Source organism: Kitasatospora sp. NPDC053308 (genome assembly GCF_055585785.1).
Genome location: NZ_JBVJJY010000003.1, coordinates 195,787 through 210,651 on the forward strand (window position 1 = coordinate 195,787; position 14,865 = coordinate 210,651).

The window sequence follows — 14,865 nt, forward strand, 5'->3', positions numbered from 1 at the left end:
TGTGCCGAACACCCGCTGCTACATCCGAGGAGGGGGCACACCGGCGCACCGGGCGCCGGGCCCCGCAGGGGAGGCACAGTGGCGAACCACGACGACCGGGTCTTCGTCCGGGCACACGTCCGCCGTCGACCGACGCGCGGCGGCTCGGCCGCGGCCAGGGGCAGCGGCTGGCTCATCGCCGGGGCGGCCGCGGCGTTCTGGCTCTGGGCGCACTTCGTCGGCTTCTCCGACACCCCGCCCGCCGCACCGCCGCCCGCGCCGGCCGCGGCCACGACGACCGGGCCCGGCGGCGCGATCGGCGCGCCCTGATGGCCGGCCCGGGGCGCCCCGGCCGGACGGCCCGCCGTTCCCCGGGGGTGCGCCGTTCCCGGACGGCCCGCCGTTGCCGGGTGGTGCGGCGCCCGCGCGGGGCGGCGGAGCGGATCGGCGCGGCCCTGGTGGCGGTCGCGGCGGCGGTGGTCGTCGTCGACGTGACCCAGTCGCTGCTGCGGTCCTGGGTGTTCCTCGCCGCGGTGGCCGTCGCCTGCCTGCTCTCCGCCGCCCGCGGCCCCGCTCTCGACCGGGCCCGTAGCCGCGGGCTCGCCGCGCTGCGCATCCCGCTGACCACCGTCGACGCCATGGACGACCAGGCCTTCGAGTACGCGCTGCGCGACCTGCTCGTCCGCGACGGCTGGAGCGCGCGCAAGGTCGGGCAGCACGGCGACCAGGCGGCCGACGTCGTCGGCCACCACCCGCAGCTGGGCCGGATCGTCCTGCAGGCCAAGCACACCAAGGTCGCGGCCAAGGTCGGCGTGCAGGTGATGTACCAGGTGAAGGGCACCGCCGGCCCGGTCCACCGCGCGGACCTGGCGGTCGTGGTCACCAACGGCGGCCTCACCAGGGACGCCATGGCCTGGGGCGACCGCCACGCCGTCCACTGGCTGGACCGGGCGCGGCTGGCGGCGTGGGCGGAGGGCGGCGTGCCGCTGGAGGAGGTGCTGCGGCTCAGGAGGCGGAGGTGAGGTGGGCGACGGCCGCGAGGCCCGACCGGGCGGCGTCGCGGACGTACTCCTCGGGGTCCGCGGCCGCCGCGCGCTCCAGCGCGGCGCAGGTCGCGGGACGGTCGGGCCACTGCCAGGCGAGCATGGTCAGCGCCTGGCGGCGCACACCGGGGCCGGGATCGTCGCCGGCCCGGGCCCGGACGACGGCCTCGGCGTCGTCGGGGACGAGCACCGCGAAGTGGCCGAGCGCCGCGGCGCGGACCTCGTGGTCGGGATCCGCCACCATCCGGTCGAGCAGGACCCGGGCCGTCTCCCGGTGCGAACCCCGGTACTCCGCCAGGAGGTCCAGTGCCTTCAGCCGCACCTGCGAGTTCTCGGCGCCGGACGCGGTCCGGGTCAGCAACGCGACGGTCTCGGGGCCCTCGGCGTCCACGGCGGCGAGCCCCTCCAGGGCGCGGCGGCGGGTGTTGGGGCTGCGGTCGTGCGCGGCCCGGTCGCGCAGGACCGACTGGACGGCGGGGTCGTCCGCCCACCAGCGGGCCAGTCCGGTGACCGCCATCTCCCGGACGCCGTTCTGCAGGTCGCCCACGGCGCGGTCGAGGAACACGGCGAGTGCTCCGGGATGGGCGGGCCCTGCCACGGAGAGGCGCTTGAGGGCGTCGGTCCGGACCGAGCCCGTCTTCCCGTCGGCGGCGAGCTCCAGGAGCACGGCCGGATCGCCCGGGTCCTCCCGCCACAGGACGGGGCGCACCCCCATGATCACCCGGTCCTCCTTGAACAGCGGCGAGGCGAGGAGCCGCTCGGCATCCGGCAGCAGCGGCAGGACGTCCGGGTGATCGGGCCACCGGGCGACCAGTTCGGCCATCACCTTGTACCGGGACAGGTCGGAGGTCCGGTCGTTCGCGAGGGCGAGCAGGGCGGGCACGATGTCGGGGTGGGAACTCCACCGCCGGGCCAGCGCGGGGATCGCGGAGTGCCTGGTGTCGCCGAACCCGAAGGCGGCGAGGGCGATCGAGGCCTTGATGGACGTGTGGAAGGTGACCGCCACGGCGGTCCCGACACTGCCCGAGGAGAGGAACTGGCCCCGCAGGTGGAACCACCGGAGGTAGCGCTCGCGCCCCGTCCAGGCGGAGGTCGCCGCCAGGACCGACAGCGCCGCGAGGAGCGTGTCGGCCCGGAACGCGAAGTCGGTGCGCCCCGACAGCCGGGCGATGAGGGCGTCGACCGCGCGGTCGCTCCGGTCGCGCAGCAGCCCGATCTTCCGCACCTCGGCCAGGGAGCGGATCGCCAGCACCAGCGAGGCCTCGTCACCCCGGTCCAGCAGGTGGTCGATCACCCGCCCCGCGTCCGGTTCGCTCAGCTGGTTGACCACCAGGAGCAGCACCTCGTGCCAGGCGGGATCGTCCGCCCGTTCCGCGAAGACCTCCTCGATCAGTCCTTCCGGCGTCCACTCGCGCCGCACCGTGTAGCGGTGGACGACGTCCTCCGCCGCCAGGTGCTCCAGGAAGGCCCGGTGCACGAAGCCGTACACCTCGCCGCCGTACCGGGCCAGGATGAAGTTGCGCTCGCGCAGTTGGTCGCGCAGGGCGCGGGCGGCGGTGAGGCACTGCAGGGGCGGCAGGCCGAACTGGGCGAAGTAGTCCCGGAAGACGGCCTCCAGGTCCTCCGCGTGGATGTGGTTGCCCGCGATGCCGCCGGTGCCCTCCTGCATCCGGCGGGCGAGGAGGCGCAGCAGTTCCATGCGCTCGCGGTCGTCGAGGAGGTCGATGGCCTCGGCGGCGCCGGGCTTCAGCGGGGTGCTCAGGTACTTGGTGTCGCGGTCCCAGTGGGCGACGAGGACGCGGACGGCGTGCTCGTAGACGCCCCGGCGGTCCCTCGGCAGGGTCTGGCGCCGACCGATGATGGCGAGGATGGTCAACAGCAGCGGGTTCCCGGCGAGTTCGCGGATCGGCCGGGAGGCCTCCACCGCGCCGGTGATGCGGTCGACCAGGCGGGCGGCGAGGTCCGGATCCGCCGGGCAGGCGATCGCGTACCAGCGGCGGGCGAAGTCGGCGATCCGGCCGGGGTCGAGGTCCTGCAGCATGACGTGGGTGAAGCCGGCGCCGCCGAGGGCCCCGCGCTGGTAGCCGATGACCCGGGAGGTGACGATGACCCGCACCCGGCCGTAGCGGGCCGCGAAGGCGGCGATCCGCTCGGCGGTGGCGGCGCGGACGCCCGGGTCGAAGACCTCGTCGAGTCCGTCGAAGACGATCACGACCCGGCCCTCGTCGAGGAGCCGGCGCAGCTCGGGCCCGGGGAGGGACATCCCGGCGACGTGGTGGCGGTGGTCCAGGAAGTCCTCGAACGTGCGCTCGCGCCACTGCCCTTCGGCGTACTGGCGCAGTTCGACCACCAGGGGGACCAGGCCGTCCAGCGGGGCGAGCGGTCCGGCACTCCCGTGGAGGAGGGCGAGGGCCAGGTAGCGGGCGAGCGTCGACTTGCCCGAACCGGGGTCGCCGAGCAGGACGACCCGTCGGCCGCGTGACCCGGTCAGGACGGACAGCGCGTCCTCGGTCGGGCGGTCCAGGTAGCCCCCGCGCAGCTGCTCGACGGCGGCCTGGGCGTGACCGGGCAGAAGCGCCTCGTCCACGTCCGTGAACTCACCGCCGGCGAGCAGCCGTCGGACCAGCTCGCGGGGCAGCTCCACCGGCGGCGGGTCCTCCCGGACCTGCGGGGTGACGAACACCTCCCGCAGCTCCACGACCGGGTGCTCGCCCTGTTCGGAGAGCGGGGTGAGCACCTCCAGGTCCAGTCGGCCGTACGTCTCGCGGACCCTGCGGGCGTACGCGTTACGGGCGGCGGCCATCGACTCGGCGCTGACCTGCGGCTCGCCGCCCCCGCTGGTCAGGTTGATCGTCCCGGCCTGGTAGACGCCGCCGGTGATCGTGCCGACGGAGACGCGGTTGACCGCCGAGACCTCTGGATCCCCACCCATGCCGCCCAGGCTAGCCGCTCGGCCGACCCGACCGCTCCACGAACTTCCTTTGCCAGGGCGTCTCGACGGCGTGCCGACCGTAGTGCTCCCGGACGTAGGCGACCGCCTCGGCGGCCGGGACGCCGTCCAGGACGGCGATGCGGGCGAGCGCGGTGCCGGTGCGGCCGCGCCCACCCGCGCAGGCGAGTTCGACGCGCTCGGTGGCGGCCCGCTCCCAGGCCTCCCGGAAGGCGTCGGCGGCGTCGGCCCGGTCGGCGGGCAGCCGGAAGTCGGGCCAGCGCACCCAGCGGTGCGGCCAGGCGATGCCCTGCGGCGGACGGCCCAACAGGTAGAGGCCGAAGGCGGGTTGGGGGCCGGGCGGCATCGGACGGCTGAGGCCGCGGCCGCGCAGGAGGCGGCCGGAGGGCAGCCGCAGGAGGCCGGGGGTGGTGGCGGCCCAGGTGTCCGGCTGGTGCGCGGGGCCCGCGGTGTCATCCGATTCGGCCGGGTGCGTCGGGTTGGTGGGTTCGGTGGGTTCTGCGGGTTCGGTGGGTCCGGTCATGTCGCTTCTCTCCACGGGGAGTCGTCAGAAACCGAGGTGCCCGACCAGCCGCAGGCTGCGCCGCCAGAACTCGGCGCGGGCCCGCGGGTCGTAGGCCTGGGCGTGTGCCCCGGCCTCGCGGGTCCGGCCGTAGGAGCGGCCCGGGGGCGGGTCGGGGACGGGCCGCGGGCGCCGGGCCGCGGGGGTGCCGGGTGCGGGCTCAGGACGCCACGTGCAGGCCCACCATCCCGCCCGGCATCCCGGCGCGGTGGGCCAGGGCCGCCGCCTCGCCGCGCGAGGCCACGCCCAACTTGGCCAGGATGTTGGCGACGTGGAACTTCACCGTCGACTCGCTGATGTGCAGTTCCGCCGCGATGTCCCGGTTGCGGCGGCCCCGGGCGAGCTGGTCGAGCACGTCCAGCTCCCGTGGCTGGAGGCCGTCCAGGGGGTCGGTGGCGAGGGCGGGCTCGGGGAGGGTGAGCGGCAGGTCGACCGTCACCGTCGTGCCCCAGCCGGAGACGGCCTCGACCGCGCAGCGGCCGCCGAGTGCGGCGACGCGGTCGGCGGTGCGGTGGACGGCGAGCGCGTCGACGGCCAGCACGCCGAGACCGTCGCCGCGGACCACCGCCCGCAGCGCGTCCTCCCGGGTGAACCGCCAACTCACGTGCAGCCGGGACGGCTTCTCCTGCTCCAGCATCAGCAGGACGGCCGCCCGGACGGCGTCGCGGACGGTGTGCGCGGCGTCCGCCGGCACGGTCCGGGAGACCTCGGCCGGGGGCGCCGCGTCCAGTCGGACCCCGGTGTGGCGCAGCAGCGGGCGCAGCTCCCGGACGAGACGGGCGAAGGCGGCGTCGGCCGGCTCCTCGCTGAGCGTACGGTCCAGTTCGGCGCCGCGGCGCAGGTCGAGCAGGGCCGTGACCGCCAGCTCGGTGGCGTTGCGGCGCGCGGCCGCGTCGTCCAGATCGGTCGAGCGCAGCGGCGCCAGGATCGCGCTCAGCGCCGCGCTGTGGGTGCCGGTGAACTCGGCGATGGCCCGGGCGCGGGCGTTCGCCGCGGCGCGGGAGGCCGCGGCGTACTTGGGCCCGGCGTCGGTGGCGCGGTGGTCGGAGTGGGCGACGACCAGCTCCCACAGCTGCTGCAGGACGGCGAGCGCACCGGGCGCCACCGGGTCGGCGTTCGCCCGGACGAGCACCAGCACGGCACCGTTGCCGCTCTGCGCCGTGCCGCCGACCGCTGCGGTGCCGGTGGTGCTCCCGTCGCCGGGGCCACTGTCGCTGCTGGGGGCGGTGCCGCTGCGGGGGCCGGTGCCGTGGCCGGGTTCGGTGCTGCGGGCGGGGGCGGTGCTTCGGGCGGGGGCGGTGCTGTGGTCGGGTTCGGTGCTGCGGGCCGGGTCGGCCGCGACGACCACCACCGGCCGGGTCCGGCCCGCGAGTTCGGCTTCGCCCTGCCAGGGCCGGCCGGCCGCGGTCGTCGCGGTGGCGCGCTCGGCCAGCCGGGACAGCTCCAGTCCGCTGACCCCCTCGGTCAGCTCGGGCAGGCCGTGGGCGTGCGTGGGTGAGTGCGTGCAGACGCCGCTGAGCTGGGCGACCGCCACGTGCGGGACGAGCGTGCGGAGGATCCGGGAGAGGTGGATCAGGAGCTCCGGCCGCGGGGTGCGCAGCACCTCGACGGCCCGCGCCAGCGCGTCCTCCGGCCGGCCCCAGGACTCCCGCCACCTCTCGTCCGGGCCGCTCGCCCCGCTCACGCCGTCCGCGTCACGCGTGCCACGCGTGCCACCCCTCACGCCGCTCGTGCCGCCCGTCCCGTTCACGCCGCCCGTCCCGTTCATGCCGCCCGTCCCGTTCACGCCGTACGCACCGTCCATGGCGTCGAGCCTAGTCCGGACGCGACCGGATCCGCCTGGCCGTTCGGACAGGTCGGACCGGCCGAACGGCAGGGTCCCCCGACCACGGCCCCCGGATCAGGATGGGAACCGTCGGAGGAGCCGACTCCCCCCAGTCCAAGGAGCTTCCATGACCAAGGCCATCGCCTTCCACGAGTACGGCGACGCGGACGTGCTGTGTCCGATCGACCTCGAACTGCCCGTCCCCGGGCCCGGCCAGGTACGGGTGGCCGTCCGTGCGGCCGGCGTCAACCCGATCGACCACAAGGTGCGCAGCGGCGCCATGGTCGAGCTGTTCCCGGTCACCTTCCCGGCCGTGCCCGGCTACGAGGTGGCCGGGGTGGTGGAGGCCGTCGGCGAGGGCGTGAGCGGCTACGCACCCGGCGACGAGGTGTTCGGCGCCGTGATGGGCGGCGGCTACGCCGAGCACGTGCTGGTGTCCGTGGCCTCGCTCGGCCACAAGCCGACCTCGCTCCGCTGGGAGGAGGCCGCGGCTCTCCCGGTCGCCGCGGAGACCGCCGAGCGGGCCCTGGGCATCCTCGGCGTCCGGTCCGGCGAGACCCTGCTGGTGCACGGCGCGGCCGGCGGGGTCGGCACCGTGCTGCTGCAGTTCGCCCGGGCCCGCGGGATCACCGTGATCGGCACCGCGAGCGAGGCCAACCACGACCACCTGCGCGCGCTCGGCGCCATCCCGGTCACGTACGGCGAGGGCCTCGCCGAGCGGGTGCGGGCGGCCGCCCCGGGCGGGGTGGACCGAGCGCTGGACGCGGCCGGGCAGGGCGGCGTGCTGCCGCTCTCCATCGAGCTCACCGGCAGCGCGGACCGGGTCCTGACGATCGCCGACTTCGTGGGCGCGCAGAAGTACGGCGTCCGCATCAGCGCGGGCGCTGACACCGACCACGAGCACCAGCGCGCCTTCGCCACCGCGCTGGCCCTGCACGAGGCCGGCACCCTCCGACTGCCGCTGCACCGGGTGTTCCCGCTCGCCGAGGCGGCCGAGGCCCAGCGGCTCAGCGAGCACGGCCACCTGCGCGGCAAGATCGTGCTCACGGTCTGATCCGGGGCCGGCGGCGCTCGCACCGGCCCCGCGCCGGGCCGTTCGTGGGCGCCGCCGCCACAACGAACCAGGCCTGCACGGTCTTTGTGGTCCTGGTGGTCTTTGTGGTCCGTGTGGTCCTTGCGGCGTCGGTCGATGCGCCCGTGGTGCGGGCCCTCGCGCGCGCCGACCGGCCGACGCGCGCACCGGCGACCGGTGGTGGGAGACGGGTGTGCCGCCCGCCCGGTCGGTAGAGTCGCGCCATGGCGACGGAGAACGCGGCGGAAAGCCCCGCGGCCGGGCGGCTGGCCGGTCGGTCCTGCGTGGTGACGGGTGCGGCGAGCGGGATCGGACGGGCCGTCGCCGAACGGTTCGTCCGCGAGGGCGCGTCGGTGGTCGCCACCGACCTCGACGCCGTCGGCCTGGACCGGCTGGCCGCCCAACTCCCGGGAGCCGTCAGCACGGTGGTCGGCGACGTGGCCGACGACGGGGACGCCCGGCGGATGATCGAGGCCGCCGTGGACCGGTACGGCCGCCTGGACGTCCTGGTGGCCAACGCCGGGGTGCTCCCGCTGATGGAGATCACCGAGGCCACCGCCGAGCAGTGGGACCACGTGATGGCCGTGGACGGCCGCGGCATGTTCCTCACCTGCAAGTACGCGATCCAGGCGATGACCGCCCAGGAACGGCCCGGCGGATCCGTCGTCTGCCTCTCCTCCATCTCCGGCGAGGCCGGACAGCGCGGCCAGGCGGTGTACGGGCCGGCCAAGTTCGTGGCCTCCGGCCTCACCAAGCACCTGGCCGTCGAGTGGGCCGACCGCGGCATCCGGGTCAACGCCGTCGCCCCCGGCACCATCACCACCGAACGCGTCGCCCGCCTGCGCGACGAACCGGGCGGCCCCGAGTACCTCGCGGCGATCGAGAAGCTCCACCCGATGGGCCGCCTCGGCGCCCCGGCCGAGGTCGCCGCCGCCGTCCTCTTCCTGGCCTCCGACGACGCCTCCTTCATCACCGGCGCCGTCCTGCCGGTCGACGGCGGGTACCTGGCGCAGTAGCGCGGAGGCGGTGCTGGACGTACGGCCCGCGCGGCGAGGCCCGGGAATCCAGGCCGGGATGCCAGTGCGAGGTGCCAGGCCGGGGTCCCAGTGCGAGGTGCCGGGCCCGGGATGCCAGGCACAGGCGGTGAGTCCGGGGCCCGAGGCCCAGGCGGCGAGACCGGGCGCGCGGACCGGATGCGAGACCGGTCGTGGGCCCGGCGAAAACCGGGTGACCCGCGCTGACGCCGTCCCTACGCTCGCTCCCATGGACGTCAAGGCGCAGCTGCTGAACGTGGTCGACGTGGAAGCGACCTGCTGGGAGGGGCAGCCGCCGCCCGGCCAGGTGAGCGAGATCATCGAGATCGGGCTCACCGTCGTCGACCTTCGCGCGGGCGAACGCCTCGCCAAGCACCGCCTGCTGGTCCGCCCGGCCCGTTCGGAGGTCAGCCCGTTCTGCACCGGGTTGACCGGGCTGACCCAGGCCGAGGTGGACGGGGGCCTCTCCTTCGCCGAGGCCTGCCGGGCGCTGGCCGCCGAACACCGGACGGCCGCGCTGCCATGGGCCAGTTGGGGCGACTACGACCGCAACCAGTTCACCCGCCAATGCCACCGGACCGGCGCCGCGTACCCCTTCGGCGGGCACCACACCAACGCGAAGGTCGCCTTCACCGCCTCCTACGGCCTGCGCCGGCGCCCCGGCATGGCGCAGGCCCTGACGGTGGCCGGCCTCCCCCTGGAGGGCCGCCACCACCGCGGCGACGACGACGCGTGGAACATCGCCGCCCTGGTCCTGGACCTGGCCGGGCGCGGGGACTGGCCGCAGACGGGGCGCCCCTGAGAACTGCCGTTCCTGGGCGGGCTGTTCCTGGGCCGGCTGCTTCTGGGCCGGCTGTTCCTGGGCGGGTTGTTCCTGGGCCGGCTGCTTCTGGGCCGGCTGTTCCTGGGCGGGTTGTTCCTGGGCGGGCTGTTCCTGGGCGGGCCACTTCTGGGCCGGCTGTTCCTGCGGGGCCGAGCCTGGACGGAGAGCAGCTCGACCACGGTGCAATGCGGCACGGCTGCCCGATCCGCTGTCTGTGGGGCGGCCTGTTCGGGCGCCCGACGGGTGCCCGGCCCACCGTCCGAGCAGCTGGAGCGGGCCGTGCGGAAACCAGTGGCGTGCCCTCCCGGACCGTGCTGGAGTGAGCGGATGGATCATGACGAGGTACTCGCCCTGTTCGACGACCGGGTCCGGCGCAACGCGCTCGCCGACGGCCCCGGTGCCCGCATCGAGCACGACGGCGCCGTGATACGGCAGGTGGGCGGGAAGGACGACTGGAACGGCGTGCTCTGGTCCGGCCTGGACGAGGCCGGGGCGGACGCCGCGATCGCGGCACAGGTGCGCCACTTCACCGGGCTGGGCCTGGAGTTCGAATGGAAGGTCTACTCCCACGACCGCCCCGCGGACCTCGGTGACCGGCTGTCGGCGGCCGGGTTCGAGGCCGAACCGGACGAGGCGCTGATGATCGCCCGGATCGCCGACCTGCCCACCGAGGTGGTCCTGCCCGAGGGCGTCCGACTGCACCCGGTGACCGACGAGGCCGGGGTGGACCTGATGGCGGAGGCCCACCGGCAGGCGTTCGGCACCGACTCGGCGCGGCTGCGCGGACGGTTGCTCGACCACCTCCGGCACGGCACCGACACGGTCCGGATGGTCGTCGCCCTGGCCGGCGACCGCCCGGTGTCGGCGGCCCGGATCGAACTGAACCCCGGCACCGGCTTCGCCGGCCTGTGGGGCGGCGGCACCGCCCCCGACTGGCGCGGCCGCGGCATCTACCGCGCCCTCGTCGCCCACCGCGCCCGCATCGCCGCCGACCTCGGCTACCAGTACCTGCAGGTCGACGCGAGCGACGACAGCCGCCCCATCCTCCAGCGCCTCGGCTTCGCCCGGCTGAGCACGACGACGCCGTACGTGTACCGGCCCGGGGCCTGAGGCGCGGAGCCCCGGGGTCTGACGGCCCCGGGCGGGGCCGTCAGGCCTTCGCCGGGTCCTCGCCTGGCCGGCCCGGCTCCCGCTCCCGCGCCAACTCCCTCGCCTGCTCGCGTTCCTGCTCCCCCAGCTCGTGCGGGGCGATGCCGGTGCCGGGCGGCCAGCGGTGGCCGGCCTGGTGCAAGCCCTGCAAGCCCTGCAAGGCCATGAGGTCGTTGGTCACCATCACCTGGGCCAGCCGGGCCGCCTCGGCGACCACGGCGGGCCAGCCCGGTGCGTCCAGGTAGACCTCGTCCGGGGCGTCGGCGCCGACCGTGTCCTGCACCCGGTCGTAGGCGACCCCGAGACGCGCCATCAGCTCGACCTCCTCCTCGGTGCGCAGACTGAGTCCCAGCCAGGGAGCGGGCTCCCGCGCATCGCAGAAATCGTCGAAGAGCACGTGCACGACGTGGTCGAGGTCCTCGAGCCTGCCCGGGTCGAGCCACTCCTCCCCCTGCCAGGACGGGCTGGCCAGGGCCACCACCGCGGGGACGATGTGCAGGCGGTAGTACGGGAAGGCGATGCCGTGATCGATCACGCCCCGAGGGTACTCAGGGCATGATCATCGGGGCAGACCTTTTCTGCTCGGGGGTGCTCCTCACCGGGTGATCGTGAGCCGCCCCGGGAGCGGCTCCCCGGGCTCGCCGGAGAAGACCACCTCGCCCCGGTGCAGCAGGTGCACCGCCGCCGCCCCGGCGAGGGTGCGCGGCAGCGACTGCGCCGTGAGCACGACCGTACGGCCGTCGGCGGCGCCCGCGAGCAGGTGGGCGTGCAGCCGGGCGGCGACGGCGGGGGCCAGGCCGCGCTCGGGCTCGTCGAGCAGGAGGAGGCCGGGCCTCGCCGCCAACGCCCTACCGATGGCGACCAGTTGCCGCTGACCGCCGGAGAGGCTGCCCGCCCGGCGGGGCAGCAGCGCGGCCAACTCCGGGAAGAGATCCAGCACTTCGCTCCGACCGGGGCCGCCGATGGTCAGATTCTCGGCGACGGTCAGCGACCCGAACACCCCGCGTTCGGCGGGGACCAGGGCCAGCCCCCGCCGTACCCGCCGGTGCACCGACAGCCCGCCGATGTCCCGGCCCCGCCAGAGCACCTGCCCGCCCGACAGCGGCACTACCCCGGCGAGGGCGTGCAGCGCGCTCGTCCGCCCGGCGCCGTTGCGGCCGAGCAGGACGGTGACGGCGGCGGAGGGGAAGGCGAGGTCGACCCCGTGCAGCGCCTCCAGCGGGCCGTACCGGACCCGGGCGGCGCGGAGGGCGGCTTCGACCGGCATCAGCGCACCGTCCCCCAGGCCCGGGTGACCCGGGGGTCGGCGAGGACGCCGGCGGTCGGGCCGCCGGCGACCATCCGGCCCTCGGCCATGGCGTAAACGGTGTCGGCGAGTTCGGCGACCAGCTCGGCGTCGTGCTCGACCAGCAGCAGTGCCATGCCGCGCTCGGCGAGACCGCGCAGCACGGACACCAGGCGGGCGGTCTGCGCCGCGTCGAGCCCGGCCGCCGGCTCGTCCAGCAGCAACACCCGGGGGCCGCCCGCCAGCGCCCGCGCCAGCTCGACGAGCCGCAGGACGCCGGTCGGCTGCGCCCCGGCGGGCTCGGCGGCGAGGTCCTGCAGCCCGAACAGGCGCAGCGCCCGGGCCGTCCGCTCCGCCACGGCCCGGGCCTCGGCCCGGCCGATCCGGCGGCTCTGACCGGACGGCCCGGGCGACTGCTCGGCACCCACCCGGACGTTGTCGGCCACCGAGAGCGTGGGGAAGACGGCGATCTGCTGGAACGTCCGTGCCAGCCCGAGCCGCACCCGACGGTGCGCGGGCAGCCCGGTGACGTCCCGGCCGCCCAGCACCACCCGCCCGGCGTCCGGGCGGACCGTCCCGGCGAGGCAGTCGAACAGGGTGCTCTTGCCCGCCCCGTTCGGCCCGACCAAGGCCGTGATCCGCCCCGGCCGCGCCACCAGGTCCACCCCGCCGACGGCTTCGATCCCGCCGTACCGCCGGACGATGCCGCGGGCGGTGAGCCGGGCGGCGGGCCGGTCATGAGAGTTGCTCATGGGGGCTGCCCTCCGGCGTGACGGTCGCGGGCCGGGTCGGGGAGGGTGCGGAGGGCGGTGGGGACGGCTCGGGCGGTGGGGACGGAGGGCGGGCATGAGCGTTGTTCATGGGAGGCCTCCATGAGAGTCGCTCATGTCGAGGCGGTGATGAGAGTCGCTCATGGGAGGGCGATGAGAGTTGCTCATGGATCTGCGCCCGGCGACCGGTGGGCCGCCATGAGAGTTGCTCATGTGGGTTGTCGCCCGCAGGGCCATGAGCGTCACTCATGACGCCCCACCCGCCGGTCGGTGTCCTGCCATGAGAGTTGCTCATGACGACGCCCCGTCCTCTCTCTCCAGTCGCGCCGCGACCACCGCCCGGACCCGGAGCCCCGTCGGGCTGAGGCGCGAGGGTGCGAGCGGTGGGAGCGGCGGGGGAGGGCCGGGGCGGGGGGCGCGGAGGGCGGCGAGGCCCCCGGGGAGACGGCCGATGGCGGCGGCGAGGACACCGACGGCGACCGCGGAGACCCCGGCGACGGTGCCCGCGTCGAGGCCGATCAGGAGGGCCGCGGCCAGGACGGCGGCGAGGGCGCTGTCGGCACCGGCGACGACCACGGCGGCGAACCAGAGGAGGCCGCGGACCGGATCGAAGGCGGCGGGGTCGAAGGCGCGACCGGCGAGGCCCATCAGCCCGCCGCCGAGGGCGGCCAGGGCCGCACCCGCGACGAAGGCGAAGAGCTTGAGGCCCGGGACGTCCACCCCCGCCGCGACCGCGCCCGGTTCGTGGTCCCGCATGGCCGTCAGGGCGCGGCCGAGGCGGCCCCGGTGCAGGGCGCGGACCGCGAGCAGGCCGAGGCCGAGGAGTAGCAGTTCGGCGAGGTAGAAGGCGCGGTCGCCGGCCAGGAAACCCGGGCGGTCCAGGAGGAGCCCGGTGGTGGCGTACGGCTGCTGGAAGACGAAGCGGCTCATCGCCGTCCCCACCGCGAAGGTGACCAGGGCGAGGGCGAGCCCGCGGCGGCGGATCGCGGGCCACCCGGTGAGCAGGCCGAGCGGGGCGGTGACGAGGACGGCGATCAGCAGCGCGGGTGCGGCGGGCAGCGGGGGCAGCCCGGGGACGCGGCCGGACATCAGCAGCGCGGTGCCGAGCGCACCGAGGCCCGCGTACCCGGCCTGGCCGAGCGAGATCTGCCCGCCGTAGCCGGTGACCACGACGATCGAGAGCAGGACGAGCGCCAGCGCGGGGACGAGCAGGGCGTCGCGCAGGTCGTTGCCCCGGAAGCCGAGCGGCAGCAGGAGCAGCACCAGGCAGACCGCCCCGGCCAGTCGTCCGCCCCCACCCCGCGGACGTCCCCCCGTCGCCGGATGGCGCCCACCCCCCGCACGTCCGGCGCCTCGCGCACGGCCGACGCCTCGCGTACGGCCGACGGCCAGCGGCGCGGCCTCGGAGCGGCCCCCGCCGATGCGGGGCCCCGCCAGCAGCGCGGTGGCCAGCAGCGCGACCACGAACAGGTTGGACTGCACCGCCTCGACCAGCGGCAGCAGCTGCCCGGACGGACGCAGCCGGGTGAGTTCGGCCTGCGCGATGCCGAGGGCGAGTGCGGTGACGACGGCGACCGGGATGCTGCGCAGCCGGGCGGCGACCGCGACCGCCATGGTCTCCATCACCAGCAGCGGCAGCCCGTACGGATCGAGCAGCAGGTAGGGGGCGAGGGCGATGCCGACGAGGCCCGCGGTGAAGGTGCCGAAGGCCCAGCCGGCGGCGGAGACCCGGTCGGCGTCGACCCCGCTGAGGGCGGCGAGGCGTCGGTCGTCGACGACGGCGCGCAGCCGGAGGCCGAAGCCGGTCCACCGGGTGGTGGCGAGGACGGTGAGGCCGAGGACCAGGACGGCGGCGAGCTGGGCGACGGTGTCGGGCCGCAGCCGGTGTCCGCCGGGCAGGTGGATCGCGGCGCCGCCGAGCGGGGAGGGCGCGCCGGCCAGCGGCGCCGTGCCCCACAGCAGCACGGTCACCCCGATGAGCAGCACGAACACGCCGAGCCCGGCGACCATGGTCTCGGCCGGTCCGGCGCCGCGCCGTTGCAGCGGGCGGTAGACCAGGACGTCGAGCAGCACGCCCAGCGCGGGGGCGACGACCAGCAGGCAGCAGGCGACGGCGGGCCAGACCGGCCAGTGCCGGACCACCACGAGGTCGCGCAGCAGGTAGGCGACGGCCATGGCCTGGGCGCCCTGGGCGATGTTGAGCACCCCGGTGGCGCGGTGGCAGACCACCAGGCCGATGCCGCTCAGCGCGGCGGCGCCGCCGACGGTGAGCCCGGCGAGGGCGAGGTCCACGGTGAGGCCGACGGAGTCGGGCGCGGCGCTGGGCGGCGCTGCGGTGAGCGGCGCTGTGGTGAGCAGGGTTGCGGCGGGCAC

Annotated in this window: 13 protein-coding genes; 6 read left to right on the top strand and 7 right to left on the bottom strand. The window is 76.0% G+C overall.

What is annotated here, in order from left to right:
* The first annotated feature begins 78 nt into the window (after window positions 1-78).
* Both ACZ6Y7_RS08895 and ACZ6Y7_RS08900 read left to right on the top strand, forming a co-directional pair.
* Window positions 79-309, top strand: coding sequence for a hypothetical protein (locus tag ACZ6Y7_RS08895; RefSeq protein ID WP_465757166.1), 231 nt, complete (start codon window positions 79-81; stop codon window positions 307-309).
* An 80-nt stretch (window positions 310-389) separates the two neighbouring features.
* On the top strand, window positions 390-1,001 hold the full coding sequence (locus ACZ6Y7_RS08900; RefSeq protein ID WP_465757167.1) for a restriction endonuclease: 612 nt from the start codon (window positions 390-392) through the stop codon (window positions 999-1,001).
* Here ACZ6Y7_RS08900 and ACZ6Y7_RS08905 read toward each other — a convergent pair.
* The 3 genes from ACZ6Y7_RS08905 to ACZ6Y7_RS08915 form a co-directional block, all read right to left on the bottom strand.
* A complete protein-coding gene (locus ACZ6Y7_RS08905) occupies window positions 985-3,954 on the bottom strand; it encodes an NACHT domain-containing protein (protein WP_465757168.1) in 2,970 nt (989 codons plus the stop codon). The two genes, ACZ6Y7_RS08900 and ACZ6Y7_RS08905, sit on opposite strands and share 17 nt — an antisense overlap.
* A 10-nt stretch (window positions 3,955-3,964) precedes the next feature.
* On the bottom strand, window positions 3,965-4,495 hold the full coding sequence (locus ACZ6Y7_RS08910) for a protein-tyrosine phosphatase family protein (protein ID WP_465757169.1): 531 nt from the start codon (window positions 4,493-4,495) through the stop codon (window positions 3,965-3,967).
* 199 nt (window positions 4,496-4,694) lie between these two features.
* Window positions 4,695-6,338 (bottom strand): helix-turn-helix transcriptional regulator, encoded by a 1,644-nt coding sequence (locus ACZ6Y7_RS08915; protein ID WP_465757170.1) that lies wholly within the window; start codon window positions 6,336-6,338, stop codon window positions 4,695-4,697.
* A 148-nt stretch (window positions 6,339-6,486) separates the two neighbouring features.
* On the opposite strand from ACZ6Y7_RS08915, the gene ACZ6Y7_RS08920 reads away from it, so the two are divergent.
* The 4 genes from ACZ6Y7_RS08920 (at window position 6,487) to ACZ6Y7_RS08935 (ending at window position 10,398) form a co-directional block, all read left to right on the top strand.
* On the top strand, window positions 6,487-7,413 hold the full coding sequence (locus ACZ6Y7_RS08920; RefSeq protein ID WP_465757171.1) for an NADP-dependent oxidoreductase: 927 nt from the start codon (window positions 6,487-6,489) through the stop codon (window positions 7,411-7,413).
* A gap of 242 nt (window positions 7,414-7,655) precedes the next feature.
* Window positions 7,656-8,447, top strand: a complete 792-nt coding sequence (locus ACZ6Y7_RS08925; RefSeq protein WP_465757172.1) for an SDR family NAD(P)-dependent oxidoreductase — start codon at window positions 7,656-7,658, stop codon at window positions 8,445-8,447.
* Between the two features lie 247 nt (window positions 8,448-8,694).
* The gene (locus ACZ6Y7_RS08930) at window positions 8,695-9,267 is read left to right on the top strand and encodes a 3'-5' exonuclease (protein WP_465757173.1); all 573 of its coding nucleotides are present in this window, start codon (window positions 8,695-8,697) and stop codon (window positions 9,265-9,267) included.
* Between the two features lie 348 nt (window positions 9,268-9,615).
* A complete protein-coding gene (locus ACZ6Y7_RS08935; protein ID WP_465757174.1) occupies window positions 9,616-10,398 on the top strand; it encodes a GNAT family N-acetyltransferase in 783 nt (260 codons plus the stop codon).
* A gap of 40 nt (window positions 10,399-10,438) precedes the next feature.
* Here the strand turns inward: ACZ6Y7_RS08935 and ACZ6Y7_RS08940 are convergent, their stop codons facing one another.
* From ACZ6Y7_RS08940 to ACZ6Y7_RS08955, 4 genes are all read right to left on the bottom strand, one after another.
* Window positions 10,439-10,972 (bottom strand): SCO4402 family protein, encoded by a 534-nt coding sequence (locus ACZ6Y7_RS08940; RefSeq protein ID WP_465757175.1) that lies wholly within the window; start codon window positions 10,970-10,972, stop codon window positions 10,439-10,441.
* Window positions 10,973-11,032: 60 nt separating this feature from the next.
* A complete protein-coding gene (locus ACZ6Y7_RS08945; protein ID WP_465757176.1) occupies window positions 11,033-11,704 on the bottom strand; it encodes an ABC transporter ATP-binding protein in 672 nt (223 codons plus the stop codon).
* Window positions 11,704-12,474: an ABC transporter ATP-binding protein gene (locus ACZ6Y7_RS08950; RefSeq protein ID WP_465757177.1), complete on the bottom strand. Its 771-nt coding sequence runs from the start codon at window positions 12,472-12,474 to the stop codon at window positions 11,704-11,706. The genes ACZ6Y7_RS08945 and ACZ6Y7_RS08950 overlap by 1 nt, the downstream gene beginning before the upstream one ends.
* 309 nt (window positions 12,475-12,783) lie before the next feature.
* Window positions 12,784-14,865: a branched-chain amino acid ABC transporter permease gene (locus tag ACZ6Y7_RS08955; RefSeq protein ID WP_465757178.1), complete on the bottom strand. Its 2,082-nt coding sequence runs from the start codon at window positions 14,863-14,865 to the stop codon at window positions 12,784-12,786.

Coding starts and splice junctions, on each gene's coding strand:
- ACZ6Y7_RS08905 (WP_465757168.1), bottom strand. CDS start 3,954: ATGGGTGGGGATCCAGAGGTCTCGGCGGTCAACCGCGTCTCCGTCGGC.
- ACZ6Y7_RS08910 (WP_465757169.1), bottom strand. CDS start 4,495: ATGACCGGACCCACCGAACCCGCAGAACCCACCGAACCCACCAACCCG.
- ACZ6Y7_RS08915 (WP_465757170.1), bottom strand. CDS start 6,338: ATGGACGGTGCGTACGGCGTGAACGGGACGGGCGGCATGAACGGGACG.
- ACZ6Y7_RS08920 (WP_465757171.1), top strand. CDS start 6,487: ATGACCAAGGCCATCGCCTTCCACGAGTACGGCGACGCGGACGTGCTG.
- ACZ6Y7_RS08925 (WP_465757172.1), top strand. CDS start 7,656: ATGGCGACGGAGAACGCGGCGGAAAGCCCCGCGGCCGGGCGGCTGGCC.
- ACZ6Y7_RS08930 (WP_465757173.1), top strand. CDS start 8,695: ATGGACGTCAAGGCGCAGCTGCTGAACGTGGTCGACGTGGAAGCGACC.
- ACZ6Y7_RS08935 (WP_465757174.1), top strand. CDS start 9,616: ATGGATCATGACGAGGTACTCGCCCTGTTCGACGACCGGGTCCGGCGC.
- ACZ6Y7_RS08945 (WP_465757176.1), bottom strand. CDS start 11,704: ATGCCGGTCGAAGCCGCCCTCCGCGCCGCCCGGGTCCGGTACGGCCCG.
- ACZ6Y7_RS08950 (WP_465757177.1), bottom strand. CDS start 12,474: ATGAGCAACTCTCATGACCGGCCCGCCGCCCGGCTCACCGCCCGCGGC.